The organism is Lysinibacillus sp. COL-1 (genome assembly GCF_059814265.1).
On the sequence record NZ_JCAWSJ010000002.1, the window covers coordinates 364,391 to 376,118 of the forward strand.

The following is an 11,728-nucleotide window of genomic DNA, read 5'->3' on the forward strand; positions in this document are numbered from 1 at the left end:
TTTATGAATACTATACCAAATTTGTTACTACCTTATTCCCTTCATCACGAGAGTAAAAATGCCGTTTGGCAATTAAGTACATTATTTTTAGAACATATACCGTTTCATCATGAACGACTAATTTTTTGTTGTATTGGCAGTGACCGTTGTACGGGCGATACACTTGGGCCATTAACAGGTAGCTTTTTAAAAAAATCTGTCAGCTTTCCCTATGAAATTGTAGGTTCTTTAGAAGATCCTTTACATGCTCTAAATCTTGATTCTACAATGCAACAGCTACACAATCATACTACAAAACCTTTCATTATTGCGATTGATGCCTGTCTAGGCAGTGAACAAAATGTTGGTCATATTTCAGTGCAAAGTGGACCCATCTTCCCTGGCAAGGCTGTAAAAAAAGAATTACCCCCAATCGGAGACATTTCCGTTAAAGGAATCGTCAATATTGGAGGCTTTATGGAAATGCTCGTTTTACAAAATACAAGACTTCATATTTCTTATGCTATGGCTGAAAAACTTTCAAGAGCTTTATTATTGGCTTCCCATCGCTATTCATTGAAAAGTGTAGAAGATAGCCACCATAATACCAACAATGACGATACCTGGCAGCAAGTTAGCAGCTTTGATCTTAGCTAAGCCAGCAATATTTAACCCTATTGCCATAATCATAACACCGCCTACAGCTGTCATTTCTGTAATGTACATTTGTAGTGCAGCATCAGGTATAAAGGAACTGATAACGCCTGCAAAAAGTGCGATTAATCCCTGATAAACAAAAACAGGTACGGCAGATAGCAATACACCAATGCCTAAAGTGGATGCTAGAATAATGGATGTAAACCCATCTATTAATCCTTTTGTAATTAATACATTATGATCATTACGAAGACCACTATCGAGTGCACCGATTACAGCCATTGACCCAACAACAAAAATTAAGGAGGCAGTGACAAAGCCCTCTGCTATGCTAATTTGATTTTGGTCATTTCGTTTTGTACGAAATAAACTCTCTACCCATTTCCCTAGACGATTCATTTGTCTATCTAAATCTAACCACTCACCTATTACAGTACCTACTACTAAACTTACTACTAATATAATAAAATTATCACTTTCAAAGCCCATTTTTATCCCTAATAATGTGACTGCTAAGCCAATAATAGATAGTACAGTAGATTTCATAGATTCAGGAATATTTTTAAAAATGCGCCCTACTAATGCACCTGCTACTATTAGCACAGCATTAATCAATGCCCCTAGTAATACCACACTTAAGCCTTCCTTCTCTCTAAAAAATAGAGAGCGCCTGTTTGCTTGGCGCTCTGATTAAGTTATAGAAATGTATTTTATTCTTCCTGTAAATTTAGTATTTCTAAAATACGTTCTAAATCATCTTCAGAATAAAATTCAATTTCAATTTTCCCCTTATTATTTGTTTTTTTGATTTGAACATTTGTTCCAAAGTAGTCTCGTAATTGGGATTCCTTGGCTGATACAAATATATCTTTCTTCTTTGGTGGAATTGTTTCACGTGAAACTTCTTCATTTAAGTTTTGTACTAGCATTTCAACTTGACGTACATTCAACCCTAAATTAATGACCTTATTAGCCACTTCTGAGATTCTTCTTTTATTTTTCAGGCCAAGTAATGCTCGTCCCTGCCCCATCGATAAGGTACCATCATTCATAAATTTACGTACATCTTCTGGTAAAGCAAGCAACCGAACATGATTAGCGATATGTGGTCTACTTTTCCCTAACCGTTTCGATAATTCTTCTTGAGTTAAATGTAAGTTTTCCATTAGACTCTGATAGGCTTCCGCTTCTTCAATAACGGTTAAATCCTCACGTTGAAGATTTTCTAAAATAGCTAACTCCATCATTTGTGCATCTGATAGCTCTTTTATGATGACAGGAATAACCTCTAATTCAGCTAACAGACATGCTCTATAACGACGTTCCCCTGCAACAATTTCAAATTTGCGTCCTTTTTTGCGCACAGCAATTGGCTGCAAAATACCATGTTCTTTAATCGAATCTGCTAACTCTTGTAAACTTTCTTCATCAAAAATTTTACGAGGTTGAAAGGGGTTCGCCACAATTAAATCTAATTGAATTTCTTCCACTTGACCACTTTGTTCTAAAGACTCTCCTGGAAATAGTGCACCAATACCCTTTCCTAAACCTTTAGCCATTTTTAATCACTTCCCTCGCCATCTCCAAATAAACTTCTGCACCTCTCGATTTTGCGTCATAAGTGATGATTGGTTGACCATGACTTGGTGCCTCACTTAATCGCACATTACGAGGAATGATCGTCTTGTATACTTTATCTTGGAAATATTTTTTTACTTCATCAATAACTTGCAACCCTAAGTTTGTGCGTGCATCTAGCATTGTTAATAGAACGCCATCAATATAGAGCTGCTGATTTAAATGCTTTTGAACAAGGCGAACAGTTGAGAGCAATTGACTTAGCCCTTCCAACGCATAATATTCGCATTGTACAGGGATAATGAGCGCATCTGAAGCTGTTAAAGCATTAATAGTTAAAAGCCCTAAAGATGGAGGACAGTCAATAATTATATAATCGAAATCTTCTTTCACATTTTGCAGTGCATGTTTTAAACGCACTTCTCTTGAAATAGTCGAAACCAATTCAATTTCTGCACCTGCAAGTGAGATGGTTGCTGGCACGATTGATAAATTCTCTACGTTTGTTTTTTGAATGACATTTTCAACATCTTCATCATCAATGAGCACATCATAAATACAAGCTTGTATTTCTCCTTTATTAATACCAAGTCCACTTGTTGTATTCCCCTGAGGATCGGTATCAATTAATAGCACTTTCTTACCTAAATATGCTAGGCAAGCGCTCAAATTGACCGAAGTTGTTGTTTTACCTACGCCACCCTTTTGATTGGCGATTGCTATAATTCTACCCATTTAAAAGCACCTGCTTTCATCTATCAAACTTAACTTTGACAAATCATTTGTAAAATCACTATTTAATACGCTATCTAACTTTCATTCTATCAAAAAAATTGAAGAGAGTTGTATAAAATATTAAGAATATATACAAAAAAGGAGATATCTCATTTATTTTTCTGAGATATCTCCTCTGTTCAGTATTGGACAGAACAATATATTACTTTTTTAAAATAATTTATTGCACCTTTTTCTTTTTAGGTATCTTCACTGTAATTTGATAGTATTCCTCTGTATCTTCTTCTTCTGTTTTTACTGTAATACCACTTTTCGTTACCATTGTTAGTGATTGTTTAATGGTATTTAAAGCAATGCGCACATCTTTACTTATAGCCTTACGTTTTGGTTTTGCTTTCTTTGGTACTGTTTCTTCCGGCTCGTCTGTGACTGGGTTTAATATGGCTTGAATTTGCTCCTCTAACTGACGAACATTCCATTCATTATCAATCGATAGCTGTAAAATTTCTAATTGTAATGGTTGATCCTTAATAGCAATTAATGCACGTGCGTGTCGTTCAGATATTTTACGCTTCAAAATGGCTTGCTGCACTTCATCCGGCAGCCTTAATAAACGCAATTTATTGGCTACAGTGGATTGTCCTTTTCCAAGTCTTTGGGCCAGAGCTTCTTGTGTTAGCTCATGAAGCTCTAATAATTTTTGATAGGCTACCGCTTCTTCAATTGCGGTTAACTCCTCACGCTGTAAGTTCTCTATTAGCGCAATAGAAGCTGTTTCCTTATCAGTTAAATTACGTACAATAGCAGGGACCTCTGTCCATTGTAGCTTTTTCATCGCTCGGTAACGGCGCTCACCGGCAATGATTTCATATTGATTTTCTGATGTTTTACGTACAACAATTGGCTGAATCACACCATGTGTATGAATGGTTCTTGATAATTCTTCAATTTTTTCATCATCAAAAATAGTACGTGGCTGAAAACGGTTAGGTACAATTTGATCAATAGGCAACTTTATGACTTCTTCCGCTGCATGAACCGCCTCTGCTTGTTCTACTTCATTTTTCACAATAGGCTCCGTTTTACTCCCGCCTCCAAAAAAACGTGAAAAAGGACTTTTCATCCAAGTGGCACCACCTTTAAGTAACTATCTTGCTAAGTGTCATTCTATTATTATTTATTATATTTCATCAAATGTATATAGTTCATAGATGTCTTTTGCGTGAACCATCCATAACTAGTATGTATGCTCAAAATAGAAAAAATATTTTCTACTTTGAGAAGTTTCACATGAAACACTAATTATTGAATTGGTGTTTTATTTGGTACACCTGGCTTACGCGGGTATTTTTTCGGTGTTCCTTTTATTTTATCAAATATATATAAAGTGCGGTCACTTTCTTCAACAGGTAGCTTGAAAGAAAATTCTTCTCTCAGTTTAACACCTAATGTTATTAAAGCTTTTTTAGCATCCTTTAATTCCTCTGCTCCTGCTGCAGCCTTTAAAGCAACAAAATAACCATCTTGCTTTGCTAAAGGTACGCATAGCTCAGATAACACTGATAAACGAGCTACAGCGCGTGCTGTTACCACATCAAATTGTTCACGATATTTTGTATTTTGACCAAACTCTTCTGCTCGTGCATGTACAAAATGCATATTCTCTAATTGTAGCTCATCACTTAAATGATTTAAAAATGTAATTCGTTTATTTAAGGAGTCGACAATTGTGACATGTAAATGCGGGAAACAGATTTTAATAGGGATACTAGGGAAACCAGCACCTGCTCCAACATCACAAACAGTAATTACTTTTGAAAAATCAAAATAAAATGAGGCACTGATCGAATCGAAGAAATGCTTTAAATAAACGCCTTCTAAATCTGTAATAGCGGTTAAATTCATTTTTTCATTCCACTCGACAAGTAATTCAAAATATTTTTTAAATTGAGCGATCTGCTTATCCGAAAGTTCGATGCCTTTCTCTTTCAGAGCCTCAATAAATTGTTGTTCGTTCATGTAAAGTCTCCTTTATCGATCTTACTATACTACTTCACTCAGCAGTATAACCTTAAAAATAGGAAGCGGGCACAATGGTATGCCCGCCCCTTATTCACTTTACGCTGTTGATTAGCTGCTTACTTTCGCGATTTTACCTTGTTCAATATAAACAAGCAGAATGGAAATATCAGCTGGGTTAACACCCGAAATACGAGAAGCTTGTGCAATAGAAAGTGGTATAACTTGTTTTAACTTTTGACGTGCTTCTGTTGCTAAACCTGAAATCGCATCGTAATCAATATTCTCAGGAATTTTTTTGTTTTCCATTTTGTGTAGCTTCTCTACCTGTTGTAATGCTTTTTCGATATAGCCTTCATATTTAAGCTGAATTTCAATTTGTTCTTTTACTTCATCCGTAAACTCTATTTCTGCAGGAATTAAAGATGCGATTAACTCATAATGCATTTCAGTACGTTTTAATAAATCTGCGCCACGAATACCATCCTTTAATTCACTACCGCCAACAGAACGAATAACAGATTGGGTTGCTTCATTTGGCTTAATAATGATTTCACGAAGACGTGCAATTTCAGTTTCAATCAGTTCCTTTTTCTCAATGAACTTTGTATATCTTTCTTGTGGAATCATGCCCATTTTGTAAGCCAGCTCTATTAAACGTAAATCGGCATTATCGTGACGTAACAATAGACGATACTCTGCACGGGATGTTAATAAACGATATGGCTCATTTGTCCCTTTTGTCACCAAGTCATCGATCAAAACGCCAATATAGGCATCAGAGCGACTTAAAATTAACTCCTCTTTACCAAGTACATTAGCAGCAGCATTCATTCCCGCCATTAAGCCTTGTGCGGCTGCTTCTTCATAACCAGATGTACCGTTAATTTGACCAGCTGTATATAAGCCTTTAATGCGTTTTGTTTCTAATGTCGGCCATAATTGGGTTGGCACAATTGAATCGTATTCAATGGCATAACCAGCACGCATCATTTCCGCATTTTCTAAGCCAGGAATAGATTTTAGTAAACGTGTTTGGACATGTTCTGGTAAGCTCGTTGACAAACCTTGAACATACACCTCACGCGTATTACGGCCTTCTGGCTCTAAGAAAATTTGGTGTCGAGGCTTATCATTAAAACGCACAACTTTATCCTCAATAGACGGGCAATAACGTGGCCCTGTCCCTTTAATCATTCCTGAATACATCGGTGAAAGATGTAAATTTGCTTCAATAATTTCATGCGTTTCAGGACTTGTATAGGTTAACCAGCAAGGTAGCTGGTCCATAATGAACTCAGTTGTTTCAAAACTAAATGCACGTGGAACGTCATCCCCTGGTTGAATCTCTGTTTTGTCATAATCAATTGTACGATTATTTACACGTGGTGGAGTACCTGTTTTGAAACGAACTAGGTCAAAGCCAAGCTCTTTTAAATTATCGGCTAAGCGAATCGAAGGTTGTTGGTTATTAGGACCGCTTGAATACTTCATATCACCAATAATGATTTCACCGCGTAAGAAAGTACCTGTTGTCACAACGACTGTTTTAGCACGATAAACGGCACCAATTTGTGTAATGACTCCTTTAACTTCCCCATCTTCAATAATCAGCTCTTCAACCATTCCTTGATGGATTGTTAAGTTTTCAGTTTCCTCCAACACACGTTTCATCTCTTGTTGGTACAAAACTTTATCCGCTTGTGCGCGCAATGCACGTACTGCTGGACCTTTCCCTGTATTTAACATTCTCATTTGTATATGTGTTTTATCGATAACTTTCCCCATGACGCCACCTAAAGCGTCAATTTCACGTACGACGATTCCTTTGGCAGGGCCACCAATAGATGGATTACATGGCATAAATGCAATCATATCTAAATTGATTGTTAGCATTAATGTGCTAGCGCCCATTTTAGCCGCAGCGTGTGCAGCTTCTGAACCTGCATGACCTGCGCCAATTACAATAACATCAAACGTGCCTGCCTCATATTTTGTTGGCATGCTCGTATCTTCCTTTCTCTTATCAATTTATTTTCCTAAGCAGAACTGTGAAAATAGCTGATTAATTAGGCTTTCTTGTACAGTGTCACCAATGATTTCACCAAGTATTTCCCATGTTCTTGTTACATCGATTTGTACCATATCAACTGGTACACCTTCCTGTGCAGCTGCTATTGCATCTTCAACCGTTGCCTGTGCTTGGTGCAGAAGTGCAATATGTCTTGCATTTGAAACATATGTTAAATCGCCCGCTTCGATTTGTCCTTCAAAGAATAAAGCAGCAATGGCTTCTTCTAGCTCTGTAATGCCTTCTTCCTGTAACAAGGAAGTCGTTACAATACGATGCTCATCAGCTAATTCTTCGACACGTGCTAAATCAATTTTTTGCGGTAAATCTGTTTTATTGACAATAACGATGTAATCCATCGCTTCAATTGTTTTGAATAGACGCTCATCCTCAGCAGTAAATTCATCTGCGTAGTTTAATACAAACAAAATTAAATCTGCTCCACGAAGAGCTTCTCGAGAACGTTCTACTCCAATTCGTTCAACAATATCTTCTGTCTCCCGAATACCTGCTGTATCCACTAAACGAAGTGGAACACCGCGTACATTGACATACTCTTCTATAATATCACGAGTAGTTCCTGCAATATCTGTCACTATGGCCTTATTTTCTTGTACTAAGCTATTTAAAAGAGAAGATTTCCCTACATTTGGACGACCTAAAATAACAGTTGATAAGCCCTCGCGTAAAATTTTTCCTTGAGAAGATGTTTGTAGAAGTTTACTAATTTCATTTCTTACCCATGTACATTTTTCTACTAATACAGGTACTGTCATTTCTTCTACATCATCATACTCCGGATAATCTATATTAACCTCTACTTGTGCCAATGTCTCTAGTAAAGCTTGGCGTAAATCACCAATAAGTCTCGATAATTTTCCATCCATTTGACCCAAAGCAACATTCATCGCACGATCTGTTTTAGCTCTTATCAGATCCATAACCGCTTCAGCCTGAGATAAATCAATACGTCCATTTAAAAACGCTCGTTTTGTGAATTCGCCAGGCTCAGCTAATCTTGCTCCATTCGTTAACGCAAGTTGCAATACACGATTCACTGAAACTAGTCCACCGTGACAATTTATTTCAACTACATCCTCACGTGTAAATGTTTTTGGTCCACGCATCAGTGATAGCATTACTTCCTCTACTACCTCACTTGTTTTAGGATCAACTAAATGACCATAATGAATGGTGTGCGAATCTTTCGTTGTTAAACTTTTCCCACCAGGTGATTTGAATATTTTATCTGCAATTGTCACTGCCTCGTCCCCACTTAAACGAACGATAGCTATGGCACCTTCACCCATAGGTGTGGATATCGCAGCAATTGTATCGAACTCCATTTAATGACCTCCTCAACGTTATCCACATGTGGATAATCGAAACCGACCAATACTTACTAACACCTTAGACTAACATATTTTCAACAAAATCTAAAGTAAGGATCATTTCCAAATGTGGATAATATCAATTTTTTAGGTTATCTTATTTTCGACAAAAATCACTATTCTTTGCCTCACTAAAAAAGGTCATTTTATCACGAAGATAAAATGACCTTTCAATATATAGTGTCTGTATGTTTACAGCAGCAGACTAATTATTATTTACTGGTTCAATCACTAAATAACGATTAGGCTCTGTGCCTTCTGAATACGTTTCAAGATCTAGACGATTTGCTAATTGATTATGAATTATTTTTCGCTCGTAAGACGGCATTGGTTCAAATGCCACACGTTGATTTAAGCGTAATGCTTTATCCGCCATTCGATCTGCAAGTAATTCTAAAGCTTCTTGTCGACGTTCGCGATAGTTTTCTACATCCAATTTCACCATTAAAAACTGCTTAGCGCTTTTATTCAATACGAGTTGCGTCAATTGCTGTAAGGAATTTAGTGTTTGACCACGTTTTCCTATAAGCAGTGCAGCTTTCTCACTTTTTAGTTGAAATAATACATATTTCCCCTCGCGAGTCGTAGCAATATCAAGATCATCAATAGCCAACTGTTCAGCAATACTTTGTAAATAAGCTTTTGCCTCTTCAATTGGGTTTGCCGTGTCTTCTTCCTCATTTTGCTCTTTTACGATTTGTTGAACTTCTTCGATTTCACTTGGTTGTTCAGAAACTTGTGAACTTATTGTTTCAACATCATCTACTACTAATGGTTCGTCTAATTTAGTCGCATTTTGCGGTTCGGCTTTGTCACTTTCAATTGTCGGAACCTGAACTTCCTTTACTGTTACACGTACCTCTGCAGAACGTGCACCAAAACCTAAAAATCCTTTTTTACCTTCTTGTAAAACTTCAACATCTACTTGTTCACGGGTTTTGCCAAGTTTCTGTAACGCCAATGAGATCGCTTCTTGTGTTGTTGCGCCTATTTGCGTAAGTTGTTTCACTTTTTAGCCCCTCCATTTTGAGCAGGTTGTGTTTTATCTTTATTCCAAGGTTTATAAATATACAGGTTTTGGAAAATCGAAATAATATTCCCGATTACCCAATATAGTGATAATGCAGCTGGTAAGGCCATACCAAAACCAATGATCATGAATGGCATAATATACATCATGATTTTCATTTGAGGATTATCCATTGCTGGTCCTGTACGTAATACGATAAATTGCATTAAACCTGCCGTAATTGCTAATGCAGGTGCAGGATCTGCTAACGGGAAGATAAAGAAATTTCCTAAATCAAATGTAGATGTAGCATTCATACGACTAATTGCATGATAGAAACCAATTAAAATTGGCATTTGAATGATTACTGGTAAACACCCTGCTAGTGGGTTTACTCCAGATTCACTCATTAGCTTCATCATTTCTTGCTGATATTGTTGTTGTGTCTGAGCATCCTTAGAAGCATACTTCTTCTGCAGTTCCTTCAATTTTGGTTGAATTTCTTGCATCTTTTTAGAGCTCTTTGTTTGTTTAATCATCAAAGGTAAAATTGCTAAACGAATAATAATCGTTACGGCAATGATCCCCCATGCATACGTACCGAGCAAATCAGCAAAGTATTTTATCGCTGATACCAACGGCCAAACAATGAATTCATTCCAGAAGCCTGTGCTGTCTTTTGAAATTGGTTCATTGAATTCTGTACAACCAGAAAGTAGTAAGGCTACTGATACTAGTGACAAAATTACCCAATGTTGTTTTTTCAACCTTCTTCCCCCTACAATTACTATTCACTTTTTCTTCATTCTATATGCATTTCTTCATTCACTGGCAGTTTCCTACCTCAAGATCTGCCAGCTACTTTATCATGATTTAGCCAGCGTTTGGGACGTCCTCAATAAAGATAAAGTTATCAGTTATTTTATCACGCCTATAACGTTCACTCTACTAAATATTCTAACTACATATACTTATTCCTAAGTTATGTTGCGAATTTTACATATTTTTTTATGAAATCGCACGCTACAAATACCCCTACGCGTATATTCCTCTATTTATAATTGTATGCAAAACCGCTCTATTTCTACTCCATTACTAACAGTACAGGCGTATTTTCACCACTTGCTTGCATACATTACACTTTCTTCATTACCTTTGCGATTTGTAGTACATGCTGCAAACTTTGTTTCACTTCATGAAAATCCATAGTGGCCGCCGGATGTCTGGCGATAATAACATAATCCATATTCGGCTTTAAATCATCCTTTAATTCTTGAATACTTTGTCGAATATAGCGTTTTATTTTGTTGCGTGTTACCGCATTTCCAAGCTTTTTACTAACCGATAAACCTACACGAAATTCTGTTTGCCCTTCTTTTGCTAAAAAATAAACAACAAACTGACGATTAGCGAAAGATTTACCTTTTTTAAACACCTTTTGAAAATCATCATTTTTTTTCACTCTTTGGCGTTTTTTCATTTCTTTCACCTGCTATTAGATAATATCTTTTGATCCTCATTTCTAGGTTTACCAAAAATAAAGAAAAAAAAGACCACTGATGTGGCTCAGTGGACTTATTTTATGCTGATAAAACTTTTCTTCCTTTACGACGACGAGCAGCAAGAACTTTGCGACCGTTTTTCGTGCTCATACGTGCGCGGAAACCGTGAACTTTGCTGTGCTTACGTTTCTTTGGTTGGTAAGTACGTTTCATTTATATAGACACCTCCTGATATGAGTTGAATTTTTCAACATACAGACTCGAATATTATATAAAGTTTCTAGTTATTTTGTCAATGTATTTCATAAATTTCTTTTAACCAGCTAATCTATGTATCAAAATCAATCTATTGCATCTTTACTAATTCAAAGATTATTTATTGCATGAACATAAAATATTTATCCACAGAGTACTTGTTTTTTTTACACAGAGTTGTGTATAGTATTTTTTGCATTATTTTTTATCCACAATGATTATCTACAGCTTTTTCACATACGCAGTGCTTGTGGACAACTCTAAAGTGCATAACTACAAGCTATGTGGATAAGTTTCATAAACTATTGAAATAGCTTTGTTTTTCTGATACGATTACTGTGCTTCACTTTGTTGAAAACTGAAATGAACATTTTAATTATCCACAACTGTTAATATGCTGTGGATAATTTTTATCACAGCCTTTGGTTAACTTTTATCCACAGCTTGTGATTATGTGGACGAGTTGTAATATGAACGTATTTACCATTTCTATAAATGCGATTTTTTTTTATGTATTGAACACTGTAAAGGA

At 36.3% G+C, this 11,728-nt stretch carries 12 protein-coding genes; 1 reads left to right on the forward strand and 11 read right to left on the reverse strand.

Features of this window, described 5'->3' with window-relative positions; translation table 11 throughout:
- Positions 1-3: 3 nt before the first annotated feature.
- The gene (gene yyaC, locus AC6BKE_RS02335) at positions 4-636 is read left to right on the forward strand and encodes a spore protease YyaC (protein ID WP_036119529.1); all 633 of its coding nucleotides are present in this window, start codon (positions 4-6) and stop codon (positions 634-636) included.
- Here the strand turns inward: yyaC and AC6BKE_RS02340 are convergent.
- The 11 genes from AC6BKE_RS02340 to rpmH form a co-directional block, all read right to left on the reverse strand.
- Positions 553-1,269, reverse strand: coding sequence for a DUF554 domain-containing protein (locus AC6BKE_RS02340; RefSeq protein ID WP_036119532.1), 717 nt, complete (start codon positions 1,267-1,269; stop codon positions 553-555). The genes yyaC and AC6BKE_RS02340 overlap by 84 nt on opposite strands.
- Positions 1,270-1,346: 77 nt before the next feature.
- A complete protein-coding gene (locus tag AC6BKE_RS02345; protein WP_036119535.1) occupies positions 1,347-2,195 on the reverse strand; it encodes a ParB/RepB/Spo0J family partition protein in 849 nt (282 codons plus the stop codon).
- Positions 2,188-2,949: a ParA family protein gene (locus AC6BKE_RS02350; protein WP_036119537.1), complete on the reverse strand. Its 762-nt coding sequence runs from the start codon at positions 2,947-2,949 to the stop codon at positions 2,188-2,190. The genes AC6BKE_RS02345 and AC6BKE_RS02350 overlap by 8 nt, the downstream gene beginning before the upstream one ends.
- Before the next feature lie 220 nt (positions 2,950-3,169).
- Positions 3,170-4,072 (reverse strand): nucleoid occlusion protein, encoded by a 903-nt coding sequence (noc, locus tag AC6BKE_RS02355; protein WP_036119540.1) that lies wholly within the window; start codon positions 4,070-4,072, stop codon positions 3,170-3,172.
- 179 nt (positions 4,073-4,251) lie between these two features.
- A complete protein-coding gene (rsmG, locus tag AC6BKE_RS02360) occupies positions 4,252-4,968 on the reverse strand; it encodes a 16S rRNA (guanine(527)-N(7))-methyltransferase RsmG (protein WP_036119543.1) in 717 nt (238 codons plus the stop codon).
- 111 nt (positions 4,969-5,079) lie between these two features.
- Positions 5,080-6,972, reverse strand: coding sequence for a tRNA uridine-5-carboxymethylaminomethyl(34) synthesis enzyme MnmG (gene mnmG, locus AC6BKE_RS02365; protein ID WP_036119546.1), 1,893 nt, complete (start codon positions 6,970-6,972; stop codon positions 5,080-5,082).
- 27 nt (positions 6,973-6,999) lie between these two features.
- Entirely contained in the window at positions 7,000-8,385 is a 1,386-nt protein-coding gene (mnmE, locus tag AC6BKE_RS02370) for a tRNA uridine-5-carboxymethylaminomethyl(34) synthesis GTPase MnmE (protein WP_499855764.1), read from the reverse strand.
- 250 nt (positions 8,386-8,635) lie between these two features.
- Complete coding sequence (gene jag, locus AC6BKE_RS02375; protein ID WP_058844070.1) at positions 8,636-9,439, reverse strand: RNA-binding cell elongation regulator Jag/EloR; 804 nt, start codon at positions 9,437-9,439, stop codon at positions 8,636-8,638.
- Positions 9,436-10,206 carry a membrane protein insertase YidC gene (gene yidC, locus AC6BKE_RS02380; protein WP_025115704.1) on the reverse strand — a complete coding sequence of 257 codons (771 nt, stop codon included), beginning with the start codon at positions 10,204-10,206 and terminating at the stop codon, positions 9,436-9,438. Before yidC ends, jag begins: the two co-directional genes overlap by 4 nt.
- Before the next feature lie 368 nt (positions 10,207-10,574).
- Positions 10,575-10,919: a ribonuclease P protein component gene (gene rnpA, locus AC6BKE_RS02385; RefSeq protein WP_036119559.1), complete on the reverse strand. Its 345-nt coding sequence runs from the start codon at positions 10,917-10,919 to the stop codon at positions 10,575-10,577.
- A 100-nt stretch (positions 10,920-11,019) separates the two neighbouring features.
- Complete coding sequence (gene rpmH, locus AC6BKE_RS02390; protein WP_004233310.1) at positions 11,020-11,154, reverse strand: 50S ribosomal protein L34; 135 nt, start codon at positions 11,152-11,154, stop codon at positions 11,020-11,022.
- Between the last annotated feature and the right edge of the window lie 574 nt (positions 11,155-11,728).